A 23,522-nucleotide genomic window follows, 5' to 3' on the forward strand; every position below is an offset into this window, starting at 1 on the left:
GCCTTGGTGAGCCGTTACCTCACCAACTAGCTAATACGGCGCGGGTCCATCTATAAGTGACAGCAAGACCGTCTTTCACTATCGAACCATGCGGTTCGATATGTTATCCGGCATTAGCCCCGGTTTCCCGGAGTTATTCCAGTCTTATAGGTAGGTTACCCACGTGTTACTCACCCGTCCGCCGCTAACGTCAAAGGAGCAAGCTCCTCGTCAGTTCGCTCGACTTGCATGTATTAGGCACGCCGCCAGCGTTCATCCTGAGCCAGGATCAAACTCTCCATAAAAGAAGTAAGCTTGATATAGCTCGTTGATTGGTTCAGCCAATCACTCTAGAAAGTACGTTACGTACTCAAAATTATTGGAATTAACGTTGACATATTGTCATTCAGTTTTCAATGTTCGTAGTGTTTCTTTTTTAAACCGTTACAATAATCAATTATACTTGTTATGTTTTTTCATGTCAAGAAAAATTTTAAAGTTTTTAAATTAATTTGTGCTCGGTTCGTTGTTTCAACATTATATATTTTATAATGTTATTCAGAAACTTACAAGCGTTAATTTTACACTTTTAATATTTTGTTCAAAAATTTAAAGGTGTTTTAACGTTGTTAACGCGTCGTAACTTGACGACTTTTATATCTTACCAATCGTCCATTAAAACGTCAATAAAAAATCTAAAGAAATTTCGCTAAAAATCACTCTAGAGTGGAAATGTCACACTAAAAGTGGAATAGCGATTTAAGATTATCGATATTAACGTGCTTAATGCAATATTAAAAAAGCACCTAGTCGTTATTTTAAACGTTAACTAGATGCTTTAGCTATGATTAAGTTTTATCTTCTGCTTCTTTACATTCCCGACATATTCCATATATTTCCATACGATGATGCGTAATATTAAAATCTGTCACGTGTTGCGCAAGCTGTTCAATTTCATGTAAGGAAGGATAATGGAAATCTACAATTTTACCGCACTTTTCGCAGATCACATGATAATGGTTTTGCGTGTCAAAATCAAAACGACTAGAAGCATCCCCATACGTCAGCTCTTTTACAATACCCGTTTTCTTAAAAACTTTGAGGTTATTATAAATTGTTGCCACACTTATGTTAGGAAAATCAGGTGATAATGATTGATAAATTTCATCAGCAGTTGGATGTGATTTTGAACGAATCAAAAAGTTTAAAATTGCTTGTCTTTGAGGTGTAATACGAACCCCGGCTTCTCTTAATGAAGCGATAGAATCATTCAACTGATGTTCATAAGTTTCCATTTCTGCAGCCATTTGTCTCACCCGTCTTTCTACTTAATAATAATTCTTACTTAATATTAATATAATGCGAGTGATTTGTTAATGTCAATTATTTCGTTAATATCCTTTATTTAAGTCTACAACATTCTCAATTAGCCCTTCGTTATTGAGAACACTCTGTAAATTATTGATAAAGATATCTGTGGCTTTAGTTTTATTATATTGCGCATTTCCGGTAATGTGACTCGTCATCACTACATTGTCTAGTTCATACAAACCTGACTCATCTGTGAGTGGCTCATTTTCATAAACGTCTAAATAGGCTTTACGAATATTTTTTTCTTTTAAAGCTTGCACAAGGACATTTTCCTTTACAACTGTTCCCCTTCCTATATTGATAAAAAGTGTTCGTGTATTCATTTTGTCAAAATCACTTTTTTGTAAGAGGAATGTTGTCTCTTCAGTTTCGGGTAATACATTAACCACAATATTTGCTTTAGCATAAATTCCTGTTCTTTCACTTAATGGATACGTTTCATCAAAGCCTTCAACTGCGTGTCCATTTGTGTTTAAACCAAGTGTTTTCATACCAAACACTTGTGCAATTTGAGCGGCGCGTTTTGGAATGACGCCTGTTCCTAAAAATAAAATGGTTTCCCCAGCTATCGATGCTGTGGTTCTTTTATGATTATAGATTTTGGATAATTGCTCTTCATAAGTTTCCTTCATTTCTTTATAGTCATCTAAGATATATGCAAATAGAAATTCAGTCAGTTGCTGTGCATGAACGCCTTTCGCATTTGTAACTTGAATATTTCTTTTACGCAATGCATCAAAAGGTAATGTATTAACACCTGTCGCAAACCACATTAACCATTTTAAATTTTTCGCTTTATCAATAAATGACGCATCCACTTCTTTATGATAAGTCATTAATATGTCCATCTCTTTTAAGGAACTCTCTGGTAAATATGATGGATGTTTATAAAATTCAAAATCAACATTAGGAAAAGTTTCTTGCAAGCGTTGTTCTTGATCTCCTAAACGCATTAAACTTACAACACGCATTCTCATCACCCCTGAAGAATTGATTTTAGTTGATCCATTTGCGACTTCACTTTGACTTTTTCAATGACATCCATCACTTTACCTTCTTCATCAATAATGAATGTTGTGCGTACGATGCCCATTGTTTCTTTACCAAATGTCTTTTTCAGCTGATATACCCCTGTCGCTTTCGAAAGTTGATAATCTTCATCTACAAGTAAATCAAAATTGAGTTGATGTTTTTCGATAAAATTTTGATGTTTACGTTTTGAATCTCCGCTAATGCCATAGACTTTTACATCCAAATCATTAAAATACGAAAGATGATCTCTAAAATCGCAAGCTTCAGTTGTACAAGTCGGTGTGTTATCTCTAGGATAAAAATAAAGAATGGCCTTTTGACCTTTTAATGAAGATTTAGTGATGACTTCACCATTTTGATTTTCTAATTTAAAATCCGGAAATTGATCGCCATTTGTTAACATTTGACTCCCTCTTTCTTCATTTCTTTTATTTTATGATACGATATGAGATGAAAATATTAAATAAAAGAGGCTGATATTAGATGAATTTTTCTAAAAGCGAAAACTTGCAAAATCAATCTAACGAATATATTTTAGGCGGCGTGAATTCTCCATCACGTTCTTACAAAGCAGTGGGTGGCGGTGCACCTGTTGTTATGAAAAAAGGGCAAGGAGCCTATTTATATGATGTAGATGGGAATAAATATATCGACTATTTACAAGCTTATGGCCCTATTATTACTGGGCACGCACATCCTCATATCACTCAAGCCATTCAAGAACAAGCCGCATTAGGCGTATTATTTGGAACACCAACTGAACTTGAAATTGAATTCGCACGAAAACTGCGAGCAGCTATTCCATCTCTTGAAAAAATGCGTTTTGTTAATTCTGGAACAGAAGCTGTCATGACAACAATTCGTGTGGCACGTGCTTATACGAACAGAAATAAAATCATCAAATTTGCAGGCTGTTATCACGGGCATTCAGATTTAGTCCTTGTCGCTGCAGGTAGTGGCCCTTCACAACTTGGCTCACCAGATTCTGCAGGAGTTCCAAAAAGTGTAGCACAAGAAGTCATCACTGTACCTTTTAATAATATTGATGCGTTTAAAGAAGCGATGGCTCACTGGGGTGACCAAGTTGCAGGTGTGCTTGTTGAACCTATAGTAGGTAACTTTGGTATGGTTGAACCGCAACCTGGTTTTCTAGAAGCAGTCAATGAAATTACACATGAATACGGTGGCTTAGTGATTTATGATGAAGTCATTACTGCTTTCCGCTTCCATTATGGTGCAGCTCAAGATTTGCTAGGCGTATATCCTGATTTAACTGCCTTTGGTAAAATTGTGGGTGGCGGATTACCTATTGGTGGTTATGGCGGACGCCAGGATATTATGGAACAAGTTGCCCCGTTAGGCCCTGCCTATCAAGCCGGAACAATGGCAGGTAACCCCCTCTCTATGAAAGCAGGTATTGCTTTATTAGAAGTTTTAGAAAAAGAGGGTGTATATGAAAAATTAGATCAATTAGGTGCACGTCTTGAAGAAGGTCTCCAAGCTTCTATTGATAAATATCAAATTAAAGCTACAATTAATCGCGTGCGTGGCGCTTTAACGGTCTATTTTACCGACGAAAAAGTGACGCATTACGACCAAGCTGACCAATCAGACGGAGAACAATTTGCGAAATTCTTTAAATTGATGTTACAACAAGGCATTAACCTTGCTCCTTCAAAATATGAAGCGTGGTTCTTAACAACTGAACATACAGAAGAAGATATCGACCAAACATTGAAAGCTGCAGATTATGCATTTCAGCAATTAGCTAGCAAATAAAGCAAAAATATTATAATATCTATATATCAGAACGAGAGCAATTAAAAAAAGCTTACGTTTCAAAGGGCTGAGGCAAAGTAATGCCTTGGCCCTAAAATTTAAATGTAAGCTAAGTGAAAGACACTTTTTTAAAAAGACACTGCGGTGTTAGAATAAATATAACTCTCTCTCAAACTCTCAAGGTTCAACTATATATTTTATGAAGGAGTGCTTTATTTGAAATTAGGTGCGAGAATATTAAAAACAGGAATCGCCATTATACTTGCGATTTCTATCGCTTCCTTATTACCTTCTGATGCAGGGATGATTACTGTTGCCGGAATTGCTGCTGTAGTCGCCATGCAGCCGAGTGTATATCGTACTTTAAAAACCATCGTCGATCAATTTCAAGGCAATGTTATAGGTGCTATTTTAGCTATCGTTATGGTCTCCATCTTTGGTAAGAATATTATCATCATGGGGGCGACGGTGATATTACTCATTGCGATTTTATTTAAATTGAAAATTGAGCATGTGGCTACATTAGCGACTGTTACTGCACTTATTATTATGGGACAGCATAGTGGTTCATTTTATTGGTCTGCGTTTTACCGTTTTATCTTAGTCATGATTGGTGTTTTGAGCTCATTCATAGTGAATATGACATTTTTACCTCCAAAATTTGAAACTAAAATTTACTATAATTCACTCAATATTACAACGGATATTTTTAAATGGTTCAACTTAGTGCTTAATGACGTCACCGAGTTCAATTACGTCAAACAAGATTTAGAGAGTTTGCGCCAACGCGTTGTAAAACTAGAGCAATTGTTTGAGTTTTATAAAGAAGAACGCTCATTAACGAAAAAATATGCCCGTGCACAAACTCGTAAGAAAATTTTATTCAAAGAAATCGTACTCTCAACAAGAGATGCCTACGATGTACTTAAACGCATGAATCGTTATCAAAATGACATGCTTAATTTAAGTGAGTCTCTCTTTCTACAGATAAAATTAGAAGTCGATGAATTATCACAGTTTCATGAGCAGATTCTAATAAGTATCACCAAAAAAGCAAAATTTGATAATCCAGATTTTCAAAGTCGTATCACAAATCCCCTCAAAAAAGATTTATTAACCGCCTATCAAGAAGAATTTAAATCAAATTCTACAAACTCAACGGATATAAATACAAATGTGATACACATAATTGCCGCTTTAGAAGAATATCGATATAATCTTGAACATTTGAATCGTTTACGTATTAGCTACTTTAAATATCATTCAAACGATCCAGATATCGATATTATTAAAGAAGACTTTGATTTATAATTTGAAGATAAAAATACGGTAAGTGCGATGAATAGATATTTTAATCCATTTCTCTTAGCACTCACCGTATTTTTTTATTTATTGAATTAATTTAAGTTGATAATCCTGTATCGTTTGAATATCTCCTCTTTTGTGTTTCAATGTGACATGTTCTGGGCCAATTTCAGTAGGACTTGTGACTCCGACTGCCGCTGCAATATTAAATAACCCTTCATGTAAAGAAGTGACGTAATTGGCGACACGATATTCTTTTTCTTCTATCACGAGGGCCTTTTCCTTTTTAGGGTCTGTTGTTGCCACTCCCACAGGACAAGTGTTTTTATGACATTGGCGGCTCATGATACATCCCACACTAATCATCATTCCACGTGCAACGTTGACTAAATCAGCACCAAGTGCAAGGGCAATAGCAATTTTATCAGGGGTCACGAGTTTACCCGAAGCAAATATTTTAACTCTATCTCGGACACCATTTGCTTTTAAAATTCCATCCACGATAGGCAGTGCCGTAAATAAAGGTAACCCCACACCATCTTTTAGTTCCTGAAAAGTTGCTCCTGTGCCTCCTTCTCCTCCGTCCACTGTAATAAAGTCTGGAAAGAGGTTGAGTTCTACCATTGTTTTAACGAGCGTATTCACTTCATTCCGATTACCCACCACAATTTTAAAGCCAACTGGTTTTTGACTCAATTGTCTTAATTCGTTAACCCATTCTAATAAAGCTTTAGGATGGTCAATAAATTCGAACCGATTAGGTGAATTAATCGTCTCAAACGGTGTGACATTTCTAATTTTCGCGACTTCTTCAGTAACTTTATGCCCTTCAATATGACCCCCACGCGTTTTAGCGCCTTGGGCAAGTTTGATTTCAAACATTTTTATTCTAGGATTTTCTGCTTTTTTCAAAAACTCAGATTTACTAAAGCCCCCTTCTTTATTACGTACACCAAATAATCCAGGGCCAATTTGAAAAATGATATCAGCGTCCCCTTTTAGATGGTACGTACTCAATCCACCTTCACCCGTATTCATCCATGTTCCCGAATGACCCAATCCTTTTGAAAGTGCAGTAATTGCGTGACTCCCTAGTGCACCAAAGCTCATAGCAGATTGACCTACTAAGCGCTTCGCATAATACGGATGTTTTAAATCCGTTCCAAACTTAATATAATGCGACGGATGTAAGAAGTAAGGTTCAATATCTGAAGCTTGGATGCGTTCTTTTCTAGAAAATAGTGATTCTCTTTGAATGTCGTATACAAAAGTCGAAATAAGGTGTTTGTTATCTAGCGCAAGCTCAGAAAGTTGTGTTGGAAACATCGCATTATTGAGAAAAAAACCTTCATCGTAATTCAATTCAGATCCAAAACTTGTTTTGCGATCATTATATTTACCCGCAAGTACAATATGTTGATATTGATCTCTCGAAAAAGGTTGATCTTCATTATCATTTAAAAATAAATATTGTCGAAGTTCAGGTCCAATACTTTCCAAGAAATACCGTACTCTTGCCAATACTGGATAATTTCGCAAAACACTATGTTGTTTCTGTTTTCGGTCAAATATTAAAAACCCAATAATCGCAATGAGTGCAAATATGAGTAGACCCACAATGATGATGTTAACAATCAGTTGCAAAATCGTTAAAAATGTCATACAGATATCCCCTTTTTGAATAACTATACCCTTTGTTCACACTAAATATAAATATTTTCACTCCATTTAATTACTTTTTAAATGACTTTCAGAAATAAACACAAAAACACGATACATCATGAGAAATGGCCTTTCTCAAACGTATCGTGTTTCTTTAGGATTTTATAAGTTTTGGATATTGTAAAGGCGTTGATAAGCACCTTGTTGTGCCATTAATTCTTGATGGGCACCCATTTCAACAATTTCCCCATTTTCGATGACGACAATTTTATCTGCATGCGTTATTGTAGAAAGACGGTGCGCGACGATTAAAGTTGTTCGGTCTTTACTTAGAATATTCAATGCTTCTTGAATGATAGCTTCACTTTCCAAATCAAGTGCACTCGTTGCTTCATCTAAAATTAAAATTGGAGGATCGTTTAGGAAAATACGTGCGATTGAGAGACGTTGTTTTTGTCCACCTGACAATTTGACTCCACGTTCCCCAACTTCCGTATCATAGCCATGGGGTAATGCCATAATAAAATCATGAGCATTAGCCTTTTTAGCCGCTTCAATAACGTCACTATCTGAGGCATCGGGACGTCCTAACAAAATATTTTCCTTTACTGTATCAGAAAATAAAATGTTATCTTGTTGAACTAAACCAATTTGACGACGTAAATTTCCTGTTTCAAAGTCCTTAATATTATGTTGATCAATTAATATTTCACCTTTCGTAACATCATAAAATCGTGGAATCAAGCTAATTAATGTAGATTTACCTCCACCACTCATACCCACAAATGCCACTGTTTCACCGTGATGAATATTTAAGTTGATGTCTTTTAAAATGTCACGCTCATTTTGATTGTATTTAAACGAAACATGACAAATTTCAATATTACCTTGTTGTATCGGTATCGCTTTTGCCTGTTCAGTATTTTTAATATCATAGGGTTCATCAAATAATTGAAATACACGATCCATTGAGGCAAAACTTTGCGTCAACGTAGTGAATGAGGAAACGAGACGACGCAAAGGTCCATAAAGTTGTTCTAAATAGCTGACAAACGCAGCTAACGTTCCGACAGTGACAGAACCTGAAATAGCGAGGTACGCGCCAAATCCAATTACAATTAATGGCCCAATATCAGTCACTGTATTAATTGCTGAAAATGAATAGGCATTCCATCGCGTATGTTTAAATGCTTTTTGTAAAAAATTAGAATTACGTTTATCAAAATTTTTCGCTTCATTCTCTTCAATTGCAAAACTTTTAATCACGGACATCCCATTTACACGTTCATGTAAAAAGCCTTGGGTTTCCGCTAGCTTTTGTGAACGTTGACGGGTTAAGGCACGCAAACGTCCAAAGAAAAAGTAAACAGTTAAAATATAAAACGGTAAAATGACAATGGCTGCTACAGTCAGTTTCACATCTAAGAAAAACATCACGGATAACGCGATAATAATCGTAATACAATCTAGCCAAATATTCATTAAACCGGTCATAATAAAATCTTTTGTTTGCTCGACATCATTAATGACTCGTGAAATCACTTCACCCGCTTTATTATTAGCATAAAACCGTGCACTTAAAGCTTGTAAATGACTATATAACTTTTTACGAATATCATAAAGAATTTTATTACTTGTCCATTGCGCCATGTACTGTCTTAAAAATTCAATAGGCGGACGCACAATGATAAATATAAATGCGGCAATCCCCATAGCAAACAGCAAATGAGAATATTTGTCTGACATACTTAATGCGTCGTTATTAATGACGTCATCAATCACATATTTAATTAATAACGGTATCAATAATGGAATACCAAATTTTAATATTCCAACAATGATTGTCCCAAATATCAACCATTTATATGGCTTTACAAATTCTAAATAACGTCTTATCACGCACATATCCCCTTTCACAAAACATAAGACGAGTGAAATAGAGATAGTGAAGACATTGATATGCCGACTTTTTCTATTTCACTCGTAATATTTAGTGTTTCTATTATGTTGCATTCTAAGGTGAAGATTTTAATTAAATACTGTTTCTCAGCTTTTGAAATCTGTTTCGCCAAACTTTGATAAAATCTGGCGCAAATGGACCTTTTTTATGTTCTATCCATTGTTGTAAAATATCAACGTTTCTTCTTAAAATAACATCAATATCTTTAGGATAATTCATTTGATTCATATGTTGTTCATATTCATCCTCATCCAATAAATGATATTTGCCGTTTGGATACACTTTAATATCTAGATCATAATCGATATATTTTAAGGCTTCTTCATCACAAGCAAATGGTGATGACAAGTTACAATAGTAGTACACACCGTCTTCTCTGAACATACAAATGACATTAAACCAATACTCCGCATGAAAATAGACAATTGCTGGCTCACGCGTAATCCATGTTCGGCCATCACTTTCCGTGACCAATGTGTGATCATTGCCCCCAATAATGACATGATCTGTTCCTTTTAATATTGTTGTTTCAGACCAAACGCGATGGATATTGCCATCGTGCTTATAAGACTGTATTTTTATTGTGTCGCCTTCTTTAGGAATACATGATTTAACCACTTGTCTCACCCACTTCTATCAAACTCACTTTCACATTATATCACAATCTTTAAATGCTACTTACCATTCCGCTTACAATACTTTTCATAAATTTTATTCATCGACGCTGGTAAAGTAAATTGATCACGGTTTTTAGGTGATAACCATGCGGTATCTTCATAGGGCAATTTAAATTTTTCTAGATTTACACTTGCTCTATAGACTTCTAACACCCATGTGACATGTGTAAACTGTTGTTTCATCGTGTCTATTTTTTCATGATTCACTTCAAAAGTATCGCCATAAATTGCTTTTAACTCATCCAAACTTGTTGCTGACGGATGCTTTGGAAATTCCCACATATGAGTTAACAAATTGGCTGTTATTTGCTCAATAACATATTCTTGATGTTCATTTTCTATCAAATAGACATTATAAGTTTCTGTTTTTCTTTTTACCTTTTTTGTTTTCACAGGTAAGTCTAGCACAGTCCCTTTTCCATAACTTTCACAATGGGTTTGTACAGGACAAAATAAGCATAATGGGTTTTTCGGTGTACATATTAATGCCCCTAGCTCCATCATCGCTTGGTTAAAAGTCCCTGCTTCCGTTTCTACGTAGGGTCTTAAGGCCGCTTCAAATTTCGTTCTTGTCGTTTGTAATGCGATATCTGAATCATCATTGTTGAGTCGAGACCACACTCTAAAAACATTGCCATCGACTGTCGGCAAGGGATGGTTAAACGCAATACTCATAACAGCAGCTTGGGTATAAGGTCCCACTCCTTTCAATGTTTTAAACACTTCGGGCTGAACAGGGACTTGTCCCCCATAATTTTGAGCCACTTCTTTTGCGGCTGTGTGAAAATTGCGCGCTCGGCTATAATAGCCTAATCCCTCCCAATATTTTAAAACTTCATCATCGCTCGCATTTGCTAAAGCTTCAATTGTCGGGAAGCGTTCTATAAATTTTAAATAATAACTTCTCACTGTATTCACTTGTGTTTGTTGTAGCATTACTTCGCTCACCCAAATATAGTAAGGATTCGAAGTCTCACGCCAAGGCATTTGGCGCTGATTGATTTCAAACCAATTTATAAGATCACTTTTAAAACGCTCTGGATTATGCATAAAATTCTCCTTCAAGTGGTTGATTATTTTTGTTCAGTGTAAATATAGATTATACTATGTTTAAATAAGTAAGAAATGAGTGACGCTTATGGATACTGCGACGCATATCGCAATCGGTGTTGGGTTAACGGCCATTGCAACAACGGACCCTGCCTTAGGGCAAAACATTGCTGCAACTGCAACGGTTCTAATTGCTGGTTCGTTAATTCCTGATATTGATACAGTTTTAAAATTAAAAGATAATGCAACTTATATTTCTAATCATAGAGGCATTACACATTCTATTCCTTTCACACTATTTTGGCCATTGCTACTCACTTTGCTTGTGTTTAGTGTTTTTACCCATGTCGATCCTTTTCATGTATGGTTATGGGCACAGTTGGCTGTATTTTTACATGTCTTTGTAGATATTTTCAATTCATACGGCACCCAAGCGCTACGGCCTATTTCCAACAAATGGATTCAACTCAGTGTGATTAACACATTTGACCCTATCATCTTTTTTATTTTGATGATTGGTATTGTTATATGGGCTTTAGGCGTACATCCTTACATTGTTTTTGGCCCTATCCTTATTCTACTCATCATGTATTACATTTTACGTTTTATTATGCAGAGTTGGCTGAAAAAACAGGCGTTAAACCAAGTTGAACATCTAGGGACACCAATAAAAGTGTTTGTAGCCCCTACAATTCACTTTTTCCAATGGCGCATCGCTATTCAAACAGAAAAACATGATTATGTAGGTCGAAGTTATGGTCGAAATATTGTATTTAGCGATAAAGTCGAACGACAACCTTACCCAAGTGATGTCGTAATGCAATATGCACAATATGATTCTAACATACGTGCATTTTTGAATTTTTCATCTATTTATCGTTGGCATATTGAACATATTGATAATAAAACTACAGAGTTACGTTTTATTGATTTGCGTTATTTAAAAAATGACCACTATCAATTTGTAGCCATCGCACACCTTGATGAAAATATGAAAGTCATCCACTCCTATACTGGATGGGTCTTCACCGAAGAAAAACTAATGAAAAAACTCTATGCACACTAATGTATTATAAAAAAGCGGGGGTGAGACATAATTAATTTCATTTATTTGATTGTTCCATAAAGCCTTGCTTTTCTTGGAGCATTACAGAAATCTATTTGATTTCGTAGTAATGCCTGCCGGTGCATGAAGACGTTAGGAATGTAATGAGTTACGTCTTCAGTACAACTATGAACTTGCGTGAATAGGTGGTCCTTATTTAAAGTTGGGTAAAGCTTGAAAAGCGCATACGTAATCCAGTCAGCTACTGCCACTATTTTTATTGTAGTCAGCAAAAAATCTTAAAATGGATTTTCGGTTTCGGCTAGATGCCTCAGAAGTCTCGGCTTAGGAAACCATCAAATTTGCTATAATTATTCATCGCTCTAAAGTTATAAAATCTGCTTTACCAACTCAATTTTTATGAACTAAGTTGTATCAAAATAGCCATCAAAATTTATTCTTAGATAAATTTTGATGGCTTTCTAATTATTGGTAATCTTTATGTTCCAGCCCCGTTTTTGCATGCACTTGCGTTTGAATGTGTTCATTTGGTCTCAGTTGTGAAACATAGTCATTAAGCGCAAAATTGAGTACAGTCAATAAACCGATCCAACAAATAAAATAAAAATGATAACCAAGATGATTTAAAGCGTGAGAGCCAACAATTACAGATTGTTGAAACCCATTGACTAAATAGTACACCGGATTAAGCATAAGGAAATGTGATAAGCCACCATGAATCGTTCCTTTTATAAAAATAATAGGTAACAAACAAAAGACAATGAACACCAAAATGTAAAAAATCACATCTAATTTGGCATAAATGATACGAATAAGTCCTAACAAGTAGGATAAAAGTGCTATAAATATAAATGTCATAAATGTATAAAATAATACACCTACAATTAAAGTGTCCGCATTCACGGGCTTGACAATTCCTATAACAGTCATCAATAACAAAAGCACCAAACTATAAATACAACTTGAAATTAATATATGCAACATTGGACTACTATTAAAGTGACGTGTCACATAATAATCCCGAGGGAAATTTTTATAGTTGTTCCAAATCGCAATGAAGATAACTCCAAAAACGAAGAAACCAGCTAAGCGATACAGGATAGTCGCTTGCGTAATTTCAGGAAGTGCCATTGCAGTTAAAAGAACTTTTAACAATAAGATTATTGCGAGAAAAATCGCTACCATGAGCGTTAATTGCTTTTTTTGTTGAAATAAGCGATATTGACTGTGACGAACGTGTCGTGGAACATTTTTAAAGAATATAAACAATTGTTCTAACATAGTTTCACCTACAATTTAATATAAACCCATTGCTCATTTTGGAGATCTGCAATAAAGTAGCCGTCTTCAGATTTACCAATCCAATAGTTTCCATCAGGGTTAAATTTTTTCTTAAACGTTTCTGTTTTTACCATTGGAAATGAAAATCCTACCAATTGATTTCGATCGTTATACAACATGGATATCGGTTGTTGCGTAATTTGTTCAACAAATCGATTTTCTTTTTCTGGAACTAATGTGTTCTTTACTTTTTTATGAGGCAGGTGTATCTGTCCATTAAAATAATCGATTGACTCAACGTAATTCGATTTCATAAAAGGCTTAATCTGATCTCGTGACGTATTTTGATATAATGCGGCAGGATTTAAATATTTAAATTGTGATTTTGAGGCACTATACGTTTCTCCATCTACCACAATTTGATAGTTTGTTTTGTTTTCTCCTGTAATCGTCGCCACAGTATATCGTGGTAAAGTGATAGATTTTTGTTTGTTTTTGGCATTCAGTTTTGCTGAATTCTCCTCAACGATACCATAGGCTAATTTTTCGATATAAGGATCTTGATTATTTTTGGCAATCGTGTCTTCTGTCGTCACTTTTTTAGTTTGTAATTCTCCCATATTTGTAAAAATTAAAACAGCGCCTAATAGAATCCCCACAAAGAAAACAGCCAACCAAGTCCATATGCGTGCCAAAAATGCAGGAGGTTCTGCATGATGATACCGTTCTATTCTTTTAAAATTATAAGTCAGTTCAGGCATTCTTGAACGGTTCCGCTTCCAATCTTCGTCAAAATGTGCACGCTGTTCTTCGGATTTAAGAGAATTTCGGTCTTGTTCATGTGATTTAAATGCTGATAACACACGTTTTACAGGCCCTTCCTGTCTTAATTGACCATGAGAAATCCAAGCTAGATAATTGCTCACAGCTTGTATTTTTGCTAAATCGTTATCGATGGTCACCCAAGTTAATCCTTGTTCGATGTATTCATGCGCCATCTCAACCGCCTTATTCATAAAATCCTCATTCAGATAAGACAGAATGTGACTGAAGACAATAATTTCAGCTCGAGAAGCCCGTGCTAGACTGAATAAAAGCTGTGCATATTCTGCATCCGTTAAACTTTGAATCATTTCTTGAGATTGGGATTCTAAATGTGCAAATTTAATAATCTGCTCCACTTTGTGTACCGGTACTTCATATTCATATAAACGTATGACATCTTCAACGTAGGCTTTGACTGACATCGTTTCGACCGTTTTTTGGTTCATATTTGCATAAAACATTGATGCTGTTCGAACCATTCGACCTTTATCAGGTTTTACTGTTCCTGCTAAAATCTCTCCTACTAATGATTTTGAAGATTTTTCTTCACCAATAATGCCAAGTGATTCACCTTGATAAATATGTAATGTGATATTGTTCAATTCGATGTCTTCGGGTTGATAGCTAAAAGGCTTTAAGATATTTTGTTTTTTCTGATTACGATAATAATGTGTCACATTAATTATCTTTAGGACAATTGCACTCCCCATTGACTTAAAACCCCTTTATAATTGTAATAGTGATAATGGGATGCCTTCTTCTTGGTTGACACCCTCTCGATAGCCCCAAGCAAAAACACCTTTTAAATATTTTATTTTAAAATGCGCATTGGATCCATCGTTTAAAGTATATGTGGCCCCGATTTTGATGTCCTCTCGATTGACCAAATAACTTTCTGCAATAACAACTTTATTAGCATATACATCATATTCATTCATAATGCCATTCATTTCAGCTTTGCGCATTTTTTCTTTGTAGCTTTGTATTTCTTGATATATTTCGTGACGTTCCATCTCACTTAATCGTTTATGACTCATTTAAAATACCACTTTCTTCTAATTTTCTTTGGATTGCATCATATTGATAACCTTTTCGAGCCAATGCTTCTATTGTTTTCATTTTAAGCTGATAGCCCTCATACTTTTTGATATATTTATTATAGACTTTCTCTAAATCCCGTTGCAATAAATTGTCAATCCCCGCTGCATCTTCAGTAAAATCTAATTCCGATAATACCGCTTGGATATTATCAGAGGTGTATCCTTTTTGTAACAATCCTTGATGGACTTTTTGTTGCACTTTTTGCGAAGGACCTTTCTTTTTCTCTTTTAGTTTTGTAGCAACTTTTAATATTGCGTCAAAAGGCTGTTCTTCCTCGTAACGGGCGACATACTTTTGAATTAAAGGCGCTTCAATCCCTGCTTCAATTAATTTTTGTTTGAATATTTCCGACCCTTTATCAGTGGTAAGAATCATTGTATTTTTCAAACTTTCTGCGTAATCTTCATGGTTGATTAGATTCTGTGCTTTACAAAAATGAATCGCGTTAGCAATCACATCTTCAGGAAAATTTTGTTTGGATAGATATCGTTCAATTTCCTTACTACTTCTTTTTCGATAAGACAGATAATTCAAAGCTTGCTGAATCGCTTGTTGTTGATATTCTTGTTGTTTAATTTCTTCTAAAAATTGAGATGAAATGTCATCACCTTTTTTTAAATTTAATTTCACTAATGTATCATCTGATACACCAGTTTCAAATTGGTCATCCACGTAAATATTGAATCTTGTTGCATTATTTTTTTGAACTTCTATTTTCGTAATTTTACGCATATTTTCACCCCGCTCACATAAAAAACTGGAAGGTCTATTCGACTCCTCCCAGTTTCCTTTTTCTATATTATGCCATACTTTGTCCTTATCCACCAAGTTGTTGTAATGCTTCAGTATACTGACCTTCATTAATATAACCTTCTTGCTTCATTTTTTCTAACGTCATTTTAGTTCTGTTGATGAAGGAAGCTGACATGTTGTGAACATCATATACTGAAGGTGCGTTGACTTTACTAGCTAACATGGCACTTTGTAATACGGTAATTTGTGGTAAACTCTGGTTATTTTTGTTTGTTGTTGCCCCGAAATAATAATTAGCCGCAGACTCTATCGTATAGTTATTGTCTCCAAAATATATGTTATTCATATAATAACTTAATATTTTTTCTTTATCATAATCTTGCTCGACGCGTTTTGCAACAAACATTTCTTTTAGTTTTCGAGTAATGGTTTGTTGATTATCGTAATAGTAGTTTTTCACCAGTTGTTGGGTAATCGTACTTCCTCCTTGAAGACGATCACGATCTTTGAGTGAAGCGAATATCGCTCTTAAACTCCCTCTATAATCTACACCATTGTGACTATAAAACCTTCGATCCTCTAAAGCAATGAATGCCCCTTTCGTATAATCTGGCATCTGTGAAGCATCCACATACGTTGCTTTTTGTTCAATACTCGATAAATCTGAGACATTCGCTCTTTGCGATAAGATATACATGCCTCCAATAAACAATGCAAGTATAATAATAGCAATCATAATGACTAGTCGAAATATTTTACGTGACCGTTGTTTTCTTGGCGGATGCCCTACAGGTTGATAATACGTATTATAATAGGGTTCATTAGAAGGAGGTTCAGTATACTGTTTTTTTATTCGGTCGGTTCTTTTCATAAATGGGACCTACTTTCTCAAAATTACTATCTTATTGTGAGTGTATCAAGTCACACAAAATTAATCTATACATTTTGAACAAAATCAGTCCCTAGCATGAGTGCATGAATGTTAGAATATGGGGTATAAACTTTAGGATATTATTTAAAGGAAGGAAGAGTAATAATATGACAAAAATGAAAGCAAATATGGCGCTAATCAAGGCATTAGAAGCCTGGGATATTGATCATGTTTATGGTATTCCTGGTGATTCTATAGATGCTGTTGTAGATGGCTTAAAATCTGCAGAGCAACGTATCAAATTTGTACACGTACGTCATGAAGAAGTAGCCAGCCTTTCAGCTGCAGCATATACAAAATTAACAGGAAAAATTGGTGTAGCTTTAGGAATCGGTGGTCCTGGTGCGATTCATTTATTGAACGGTATGTATGATGCTAAAATGGACAACGTGCCTCAACTGATTTTATCTGGTCAAGCCAATAGTGATAAATTAGGGACTAAAGCCTTTCAAGAAGTCGATTTACCAAAATTATTTGAAGATGTCGCAGTTTACAATTATCAGTTAAAAGACAGTGATGCTTCTCGTATTTTTGATATTGTTGATGAAGCTATCCGTACGGCATATGCCCAAAAAGGGGTTGCTGTGTTAACACTGCCTAACAATATTTTAAACCAAAAAGTTGATGTCCAACTCCCTAGTCAAGTTGCCCCATTCCAACCACAGCTTCCAGACGCCCCTACTTCAGAGATTACAAAAGCTGCTGAGTTACTCAACCAAAGCAAAAAACCCGTTATTTTAGTGGGTGTAGGCGCACAACATGCGCAAGATGAAGTCAAAGCACTGATTGAAAAAGCAAAAATTCCAACAATGGTGACGTTACCAGCTAAAACCGTAGTTCCATATGATCATCCTTATTTATTAGGAAATATCGGAAAAATCGGTACAAAGCCTTCCTATCATGCGATGCAAAATGCAGACTTATTAATATTAGTCGGCACAAATTATCCTTACACAGATTATCTACCTCATAAAGACATACCAGCCATTCAAATCGATGTAGATCAACATGCCATTGGTCATCGTTTTAACATTGATGCACCGGTTATTGGAGACAGTAAAAAGAGCTTACATGCATTAACTGAAGCGATTCATCCTGTCACACAACGTGATTTCCTAGATGACATGTTAAAACGAAAAGAAACATGGGATCAATGGATGGAAGAAGATAAAAGAAATGAATCTGAGCCGATTCGCCCAGAACGTTTAATGGACGCGATTAATAAAGTGATTCATGAGGATACCGTCATTGCTGCTGACGTCGGAACGTCTACTGTTTGGTCAACACGTTATTTAAATTTGGGAATCCATAATAAATTCGTCATTTCTAGTTGGCTCGGTACGATGGGATGTGCATTACCTACAGCTATCGCTTCTAAAATTGCCTACCCAGGCCGACAAGTGATTGCTATTTCTGGTGATGGTGCGTTCGAAATGGTAATGCAAGATTTTGCGACAGCAGTTCAATACAATATGCCTATGGTGATTTTTGTTTTAAATAACCAAGAATTATCCTTTATTAAATACGAACAACAAGCTGCTGGTGAGTTAGAATACGGTATAGATTTCAGTGATATGGATTTTGCGAAATATGCTGAAATTTGTGGTGGTGTAGGCTATACACTAAAAGACGCTAAAGATATTGATGCGATTGTGCAAACAGCTGTTCAACAACATAAACCAACCATCGTTAATGTTTATGTGGATGTTAATGCAGCGCCGCTTCCAGGTCAAATCGTTCCTGAAGAAGCAAAAAATTATGCTAAATTCGCATATCGTAGTTTAACTGAAGAAGGTAAATTTGTTTTTAAAGAAATGCCTTCCCTTTCTACAGCAATTAAACGTTTCTTATAAAAATGAGGTCTGAAATGCATCAAATAGGCATTTCAGACCCTTTTTTTGTTTCGTTATGTATTCGTGGTAAGTTGATACATTTTTATCCTTTATAATTTAGGATTTCTTTCAACTTCATTATCGCTATATTTTTATTTATGCGCAAATTTCTAATAAAACACTACCTTAAAAACAGACAAAAAAGCTGCCAACAAAGGTTTCTACTTTGCTGGCAGCTTAAATCTATTATTGATTTAATAAATTTGTGATTTCTCTATTAAAGTCATCTAAGTCATCTGGAATTCGACTTGTAACGATGTTTTTATCTACAACGACTGATTCATCTTTAACAGTAGCTCCTGCGTTGCTTAAGTCTTTACGTACGTTAAGCACAGCTGTTAAAGTACGACCTTTTAATTCGTCTGTATCGATTAAGATTTGTGGACCATGACAGATTGCAAAAGTTGGTAAGTTTTCTTTTAAGAAATATTTTGCAAATGTTCCGAAGCGGCCTTCTTCATCTCCACGTAAATGGTCAGGAGAGAATCCACCTGGTAAAAGTAAACCATCATAATCTTCTGGTTTAGCATCAGCAATACCTACATCAGCTTTTGCTTTTTCACCATGTTTACCGACGATTTCTGAATTAGCTTCTGCGCCAATAATAACAACTTCATGTCCAGCGTTTTCAAGCGCTTCTTTAGGACTTGTTAATTCAATATCTTCAAATTCGTCAGCTAAAAGTACAGCTATTTTTTTTGCCATGAATATCACCTTTCTTTAATGAATGTCTAATTATTGTATAACCCCAAAAGATAACATTCAAACAAAAAACTTACTGACGCAATTGGTTCACTTTTGTTTCAAGTTGATCTAAAAGTGCAATCCACTCATCCACGTCTTTAATATCCACGTCATCTGGATTCACCTGTTCGATGTCTTCTAAAAATTGGGTTAAACGTTCTTTTACTTGATTCATTGTACGAGGCTCTTCCATAAGTATCCATTCTCCTTTATAATTGCATTTATCACTGTTATCATAACACGATTTTGATATTCCTCAATGATAAATATCAAATCAAACCTAGATATAGAGGAGTCTTATAATGATTCACACGACAAAAAAACCTATTTCTATACACAATGATCCTTGGGAAGCTTACAACGATATAACAGAACATGGGGAATTGACACTGAGTAATATTGAATTTACTACGACGAACTTATGTAATATGCGTTGTAGTCATTGTGCTGTAGGATATACACTTCAAACCACTGATCCTGTGCCTCTACCGATGACATTAATTACGCAACGATTAGATGAAGTTCCTCACCTTAGAACACTCTCTATTACAGGTGGAGAGCCTATGTTTTCGAAAAAATCGATTCGTGAAGTAGTAAAACCTTTACTCAAATATGCTTATGACAGAGGCATATATGTTCAAATGAATTCTAATTTAACACTGCCATTAGATCGTTATTTAGAAATTGCAGAATATATTGATGTCATGCACATCTCTCATAACTGGGGAACAATCGATACCTTTACAGAAGTTGGCTTTGGCGCAATGGATAAAAAACCACCCTTAAAAGCCCGTGAAAGATTATATGAACAAATGATTTCGAATTCACGCACTTTAAGTGAACAAGGGATGTTTGTTTCAGCTGAAACCATGTTAAATAAGAGTACGCAACCGTACCTTGAAAAAATACATCAAGAAGTCGTACATGATATGAAATGTCGCCGTCATGAAATTCATCCGATGTATCCTTCTGATTTTGCGAGTCAGCTCGAAGTTTTACCTTTAGCTGAGATTAAATCAACTATACATCATCTTTTAGATATACGGGATCCTCATACATGGATGCTCTTTGGGACACTACCGATATTTCCATGTATTAAAGATGAAACGGATCAACAACTTCGACAACGTTTAGTATCTACACCCAACGTTTCACTTAGAAATGATCCAGATGGACGAAGCCGTTTAAATGTAAATGTTTTCACTGGTAATGTCATTGTCACCGATTTTGGGGATGAAACGGGCACAATTTCTAATATTCAAACGGACAATCTGAATGAAGTTTTTCAAAAATGGCTAAAAACACCTTTAGCGCAATCTCTTAATTGTCACTGCCCTTCTGTGAAATGCTTAGGTCCCAATTTCTTAGTCAAAAATATGTACTATCCTGATGTTGATTTTAAATCTAAAGAGCAACGGATGCATTCCCTATTTCAATAAATAGAAAAAAACGCTAAGAGGTTAGAAGCAGTCAAAATGTGCGATTTCTAACCCTTAGCGTTATTTTTTATCCTTCTTCACGCTGTGCTTTAATATTTTCTAAAAAAGCAAGCGTATGTTTACTCTCATTTCGACGTTCTTTACGACGCTTCACGCGTACTTCTGCATTTTCATGAAACCATTTTTCAATTTCAGACTCTGGATAGACTTCTGGAACTTCCGTTGGTTTTCCTTCATCGTTTAAAGCGACAAATGTTAAGAAACTTAAAGCAGCTAGATGTTCTTCGTTATTATAGACGTCTTCTATATATATTTGAACACAGATTTCCATTGAAGATTTCCCAGAATACGTGACCATTGCAACATAGTTCATAATATCCCCATTTTTAATTGGGCGAATGAAATCTACGGAATCTGTAGAGGCAGTCACGACTTGTGTATTTGAATGCTTACAAGCACATATCGCAGCAACTTCATCAATATTCGCCATCATAGTACCTCCGAATAGCGTATTTAAATGATTAGTATCCTGCGGAAATACTTGTCGAGACTTAAATGTTTTAGCGTCTTTCATTGCTTTTCTTTTTTTGGTCATTTTAACACTCCTATTCACTTAAGCCCAATTTCCGTTTTCAAATAAAAGTTCTTCTTCGCCATTTTCGGTTACCCCATAAATCGTTAAATCTTCACTACCAATCATAAAATCTACGTGTGTCAGTGAATCATTTAATCCATGATTTTTTAATTCATCTTCTGACATCTGTGTGCCCCCTTTTAAATTAAATGCATAAGCTGCACCTAAGGCAAGATGACAAGAAGCATTTTCATCAAATAATGTATTATAGAAGATAGTTTTTCTATTAGAAATTGGGGAGTCAAATGGTACGAGGGCAACTTCTCCTAAACGTCTTGCCCCAGCGTCGGTTTCTAATAGCGATTTTAAAACAGCTTCCCCTTTCTCTGCATGAAAATCTACAACTTCTCCATTTTTAAAAGTTAATTTAAATCCATCAATAATTGTTCCATTATAACTTAATGGTAATTTATTTGTTACATATCCCTCAACACGGTTGGCTTCAGGTGCAGTAAATACCTCTTCAGTTGGAATATTTGCTACAAACGCTTGGCCATTGGGTGTATAACTTGTCGCATCCTCCCAAATATGACCTTGAGGTAAACCAATATGTAAATCTGTACCTTTCGATTTATAATGTAGGGCTGTGTAAGCTTTTTGATTGAGCATATCCGCTTTTTCTTTAAGTAATGCGGTATGTTTTTTCCAGTTTTCGATAGGGTCATTGCCGTCAACACGTACAATTTCTAAGACATCCTCTAAAAACTTTTCAAATGCAGCTTCAGCCTCTAATTCTGGATAGACACGCTGTGCCCAAGCTTTAGACGGATAGCTTGCAACTAACCATGGAAATTCATTTTTTTGTGACGCAATCATATAAGGTTTAAAAGCTTTACTACGTTGGGTTTGTGCAGCTTTAAGTTTATCATTGTCGATACCATTTAATAAGTCCGGATCTTCAGTGATTAATGCTAAACTACAAGCACCTCGTTCAACGTAGTCCATACGTTCGTCTACCTCATAAGGTTTTATTTCTTGGTTGAAAAATGTGACATCCTCATGTTCATAGCTTAGACGTGTCAATTCTGGATCAGCATATTTGACACGTACATCTGATGCACCAAGGCGATATGCCTCTTTGACAATAAGACGCGTAAATTCAACGGCTTCAACTGTAGAACGAATAAATACTGGTTGGCCTTTTTGAACATTTAAACCTACAGTGACAAGTAATTTCGCATACTGTTGCAGTTTTTCATTTAATGACACTCTCATTCTCCCCTTTAATTGTGAACTCGTTTACTTTGTTTGTCTTAATGCTCCTAAAGCTTCGGTAATACCGTTCATTTCACTTGGAGTGAAATCATTTTTAGACATCACAAATTCATGTATTTCTTGGATTTCTTCAAATTGGTTTTCGCTAAAATGTTCAGAATCAATAAGTCCTGGGTTGACTAAATTAAGTTGGTCTCTAATTTCTGTAATCATTGTTTCTATATTTTTTGACATGTTCTTCATCCTTTCATTTCTTATATTCTAGCAAAGTCATACAAATTTTGAAAAATTTTTGTCAAAAACACTTCAGGGTTGTTTAAAAAAAGGATAAAATGGGCATATAAACTAAGACATGGAGGTTTCAACATGACAACAGTCGCTTTTGTATGTCTCGGCAATATCTGTCGTTCCCCGATGGCTGAAGCAATTATGCGTCAACGCCTTCAAGAACGTGAAATCGACGGTATAGAAGTTTATTCGAGAGGCACAGGTCGCTGGAATTTAGGCGAACCCCCTCACGAAGGGACACAAAATATTTTAAATGAACACCAAATTCCATTCGATAATATGAAGAGTGAGTTGTTTACAGAAAATGACGATTTTGATTATATTATTGCAATGGATCAAAGTAATGTGGATAATATAAGACAAATCAATCCACAACTTAAAGGTCAACTATTTAAGTTGCTTGATTTTAGCGATATGGAGGAGACGGATGTTCCGGACCCATATTATACAAACAATTTCGAAGGGGTTTTTGACATGATACAATCATCATGCGATAACCTTATCGACTACATCTTAAAGGATATAAGAAAGGGGTAAC

The 23,522-nt window shown here is 35.4% G+C and carries 23 protein-coding genes and 1 rRNA gene; 6 read left to right on the forward strand and 18 right to left on the reverse strand.

Annotation, left to right across the window (positions count from 1 at the left end; all coding sequences use genetic code 11):
- From G8Y84_RS08615 to bcp, 4 genes are all read right to left on the reverse strand, one after another.
- Positions 1-284: ribosomal RNA gene (locus tag G8Y84_RS08615) — 16S ribosomal RNA — on the reverse strand; the annotation flags it as partial.
- A gap of 543 nt (positions 285-827) precedes the next feature.
- The gene (gene perR, locus G8Y84_RS08620) at positions 828-1,286 is read right to left on the reverse strand and encodes a peroxide-responsive transcriptional repressor PerR (protein WP_037575843.1); all 459 of its coding nucleotides are present in this window, start codon (positions 1,284-1,286) and stop codon (positions 828-830) included.
- Between the two features lie 84 nt (positions 1,287-1,370).
- Positions 1,371-2,321 carry a phosphoglycerate dehydrogenase gene (locus G8Y84_RS08625; protein ID WP_037575840.1) on the reverse strand — a complete coding sequence of 317 codons (951 nt, stop codon included), beginning with the start codon at positions 2,319-2,321 and terminating at the stop codon, positions 1,371-1,373.
- A 5-nt stretch (positions 2,322-2,326) separates the two neighbouring features.
- Positions 2,327-2,785, reverse strand: a complete 459-nt coding sequence (gene bcp / locus G8Y84_RS08630; RefSeq protein WP_037575837.1) for a thioredoxin-dependent thiol peroxidase — start codon at positions 2,783-2,785, stop codon at positions 2,327-2,329.
- 80 nt (positions 2,786-2,865) lie between these two features.
- On the opposite strand from bcp, the gene G8Y84_RS08635 reads away from it, so the two are divergent.
- Both G8Y84_RS08635 and G8Y84_RS08640 read left to right on the forward strand, forming a co-directional pair.
- Positions 2,866-4,161, forward strand: coding sequence for a glutamate-1-semialdehyde 2,1-aminomutase (locus G8Y84_RS08635; RefSeq protein WP_107372130.1), 1,296 nt, complete (start codon positions 2,866-2,868; stop codon positions 4,159-4,161).
- 216 nt (positions 4,162-4,377) lie between these two features.
- On the forward strand, positions 4,378-5,472 hold the full coding sequence (locus G8Y84_RS08640; RefSeq protein ID WP_037575825.1) for an FUSC family protein: 1,095 nt from the start codon (positions 4,378-4,380) through the stop codon (positions 5,470-5,472).
- Between the two features lie 78 nt (positions 5,473-5,550).
- Here G8Y84_RS08640 and G8Y84_RS08645 read toward each other — a convergent pair whose 3' ends face one another.
- The 4 genes from G8Y84_RS08645 to mutY all read right to left on the reverse strand — a co-directional run bounded on the left by G8Y84_RS08645 (position 5,551) and on the right by mutY (position 10,815).
- On the reverse strand, positions 5,551-7,128 hold the full coding sequence (locus tag G8Y84_RS08645) for an FMN-binding glutamate synthase family protein (protein WP_119513344.1): 1,578 nt from the start codon (positions 7,126-7,128) through the stop codon (positions 5,551-5,553).
- Between the two features lie 162 nt (positions 7,129-7,290).
- On the reverse strand, positions 7,291-9,027 hold the full coding sequence (locus G8Y84_RS08650; RefSeq protein WP_107372132.1) for an ABC transporter ATP-binding protein: 1,737 nt from the start codon (positions 9,025-9,027) through the stop codon (positions 7,291-7,293).
- Positions 9,028-9,160: 133 nt separating this feature from the next.
- Complete coding sequence (gene ntdP, locus G8Y84_RS08655; protein ID WP_037575819.1) at positions 9,161-9,706, reverse strand: nucleoside tri-diphosphate phosphatase; 546 nt, start codon at positions 9,704-9,706, stop codon at positions 9,161-9,163.
- Positions 9,707-9,762: 56 nt separating this feature from the next.
- Positions 9,763-10,815, reverse strand: a complete 1,053-nt coding sequence (gene mutY, locus G8Y84_RS08660) for an A/G-specific adenine glycosylase (RefSeq protein WP_105963451.1) — start codon at positions 10,813-10,815, stop codon at positions 9,763-9,765.
- An 88-nt stretch (positions 10,816-10,903) separates the two neighbouring features.
- Between mutY and G8Y84_RS08665 the strand changes: the two genes are divergently transcribed.
- Positions 10,904-11,881 carry a metal-dependent hydrolase gene (locus G8Y84_RS08665; protein ID WP_107368089.1) on the forward strand — a complete coding sequence of 326 codons (978 nt, stop codon included), beginning with the start codon at positions 10,904-10,906 and terminating at the stop codon, positions 11,879-11,881.
- Positions 11,882-12,346: 465 nt separating this feature from the next.
- On the opposite strand, the gene G8Y84_RS08670 is transcribed toward G8Y84_RS08665, so the two are convergent.
- From G8Y84_RS08670 to sgtB, 5 genes are all read right to left on the reverse strand, one after another.
- Complete coding sequence (locus tag G8Y84_RS08670; protein ID WP_051604990.1) at positions 12,347-13,162, reverse strand: teichoic acid translocation permease; 816 nt, start codon at positions 13,160-13,162, stop codon at positions 12,347-12,349.
- 8 nt (positions 13,163-13,170) lie between these two features.
- Positions 13,171-14,697: an ABC transporter ATP-binding protein gene (locus tag G8Y84_RS08675; protein WP_105963448.1), complete on the reverse strand. Its 1,527-nt coding sequence runs from the start codon at positions 14,695-14,697 to the stop codon at positions 13,171-13,173.
- 15 nt (positions 14,698-14,712) lie between these two features.
- Positions 14,713-15,024, reverse strand: coding sequence for a YfhH family protein (locus G8Y84_RS08680; protein WP_037575810.1), 312 nt, complete (start codon positions 15,022-15,024; stop codon positions 14,713-14,715).
- Positions 15,014-15,820 (reverse strand): recombination regulator RecX, encoded by an 807-nt coding sequence (recX, locus tag G8Y84_RS08685; protein WP_037575808.1) that lies wholly within the window; start codon positions 15,818-15,820, stop codon positions 15,014-15,016. The genes G8Y84_RS08680 and recX overlap by 11 nt, the downstream gene beginning before the upstream one ends.
- 85 nt (positions 15,821-15,905) lie before the next feature.
- Positions 15,906-16,712: a monofunctional peptidoglycan glycosyltransferase SgtB gene (sgtB, locus tag G8Y84_RS08690; protein ID WP_037575806.1), complete on the reverse strand. Its 807-nt coding sequence runs from the start codon at positions 16,710-16,712 to the stop codon at positions 15,906-15,908.
- A gap of 167 nt (positions 16,713-16,879) precedes the next feature.
- On the opposite strand from sgtB, the gene G8Y84_RS08695 reads away from it, so the two are divergent.
- Positions 16,880-18,625 carry a pyruvate oxidase gene (locus G8Y84_RS08695; RefSeq protein WP_105963444.1) on the forward strand — a complete coding sequence of 582 codons (1,746 nt, stop codon included), beginning with the start codon at positions 16,880-16,882 and terminating at the stop codon, positions 18,623-18,625.
- Between the two features lie 225 nt (positions 18,626-18,850).
- Here G8Y84_RS08695 and G8Y84_RS08700 read toward each other — a convergent pair whose 3' ends face one another.
- Positions 18,851-19,369 (reverse strand): type 1 glutamine amidotransferase domain-containing protein, encoded by a 519-nt coding sequence (locus tag G8Y84_RS08700; protein WP_037575802.1) that lies wholly within the window; start codon positions 19,367-19,369, stop codon positions 18,851-18,853.
- Positions 19,370-19,439: 70 nt separating this feature from the next.
- Positions 19,440-19,601 (reverse strand): SE1561 family protein, encoded by a 162-nt coding sequence (locus G8Y84_RS08705; RefSeq protein WP_165806293.1) that lies wholly within the window; start codon positions 19,599-19,601, stop codon positions 19,440-19,442.
- A 109-nt stretch (positions 19,602-19,710) separates the two neighbouring features.
- Between G8Y84_RS08705 and yfkAB the strand changes: the two genes are divergently transcribed.
- The gene (yfkAB, locus tag G8Y84_RS08710) at positions 19,711-20,847 is read left to right on the forward strand and encodes a radical SAM/CxCxxxxC motif protein YfkAB (RefSeq protein ID WP_165806294.1); all 1,137 of its coding nucleotides are present in this window, start codon (positions 19,711-19,713) and stop codon (positions 20,845-20,847) included.
- A 67-nt stretch (positions 20,848-20,914) separates the two neighbouring features.
- Here yfkAB and G8Y84_RS08715 read toward each other — a convergent pair whose 3' ends face one another.
- Genes G8Y84_RS08715 through G8Y84_RS08725 form a run of 3 tightly spaced genes read right to left on the reverse strand, consistent with a single transcriptional unit; the run spans position 20,915 to position 22,930 of the window.
- Positions 20,915-21,442, reverse strand: coding sequence for an acyl-CoA thioesterase (locus tag G8Y84_RS08715; protein WP_103159018.1), 528 nt, complete (start codon positions 21,440-21,442; stop codon positions 20,915-20,917).
- 18 nt (positions 21,443-21,460) lie between these two features.
- Positions 21,461-22,690, reverse strand: coding sequence for an aminopeptidase (locus G8Y84_RS08720; RefSeq protein ID WP_229717316.1), 1,230 nt, complete (start codon positions 22,688-22,690; stop codon positions 21,461-21,463).
- 30 nt (positions 22,691-22,720) lie between these two features.
- On the reverse strand, positions 22,721-22,930 hold the full coding sequence (locus G8Y84_RS08725) for a DUF1128 domain-containing protein (RefSeq protein ID WP_105963442.1): 210 nt from the start codon (positions 22,928-22,930) through the stop codon (positions 22,721-22,723).
- 132 nt (positions 22,931-23,062) lie between these two features.
- On the opposite strand from G8Y84_RS08725, the gene G8Y84_RS08730 reads away from it, so the two are divergent.
- Complete coding sequence (locus G8Y84_RS08730) at positions 23,063-23,521, forward strand: low molecular weight protein-tyrosine-phosphatase (RefSeq protein WP_037575792.1); 459 nt, start codon at positions 23,063-23,065, stop codon at positions 23,519-23,521.
- Position 23,522 lies beyond the last annotated feature (1 nt).

This window comes from Staphylococcus sp. 11511212, from assembly GCF_011394755.1.
Classification (GTDB): domain Bacteria; phylum Bacillota; class Bacilli; order Staphylococcales; family Staphylococcaceae; genus Staphylococcus; species Staphylococcus chromogenes.